This is a genomic window from Shewanella sp. AS16 (genome assembly GCF_021412365.1).
GTDB classification, from domain to species: Bacteria; Pseudomonadota; Gammaproteobacteria; order Enterobacterales; family Shewanellaceae; genus Shewanella; species Shewanella salipaludis.
This window is the reverse complement of sequence record NZ_JAKCLK010000508.1, coordinates 1-216: the sequence shown is the minus strand read 5'-3', so window position 1 is coordinate 216 and position 216 is coordinate 1. Positions and strand designations below refer to the sequence as shown.

The 216-nt window shown below is 59.3% G+C and carries 1 protein-coding gene; it reads right to left on the bottom strand.

Annotated elements, in window-relative coordinates; translation table 11 throughout:
* A partial coding sequence (locus LZP73_RS21290) for a hypothetical protein (protein WP_234236998.1) occupies window positions 1-216 on the bottom strand: 216 nt, incomplete at both ends.

The following is a 216-nucleotide window of genomic DNA, read 5'->3' as shown; positions in this document are numbered from 1 at the left end:
CGGAGACGACATAGCTGTTGAGCTGTGCCCCTTCCTGGCTGATCACCTCCAGGTTCAGGTCACGGCTCAGCCCCTGGCCCAGCAACATAACAGTGTTGTAAGTGTTGGGCAGCAGCACGTTGTTATCGCCGGCGTTGGGCATCATTGTCGCCGGCACCAACATGGGCCGCTTGTTGTCTATGATGATATTGCCCGTCAGCACGGGGCCCGTGACCG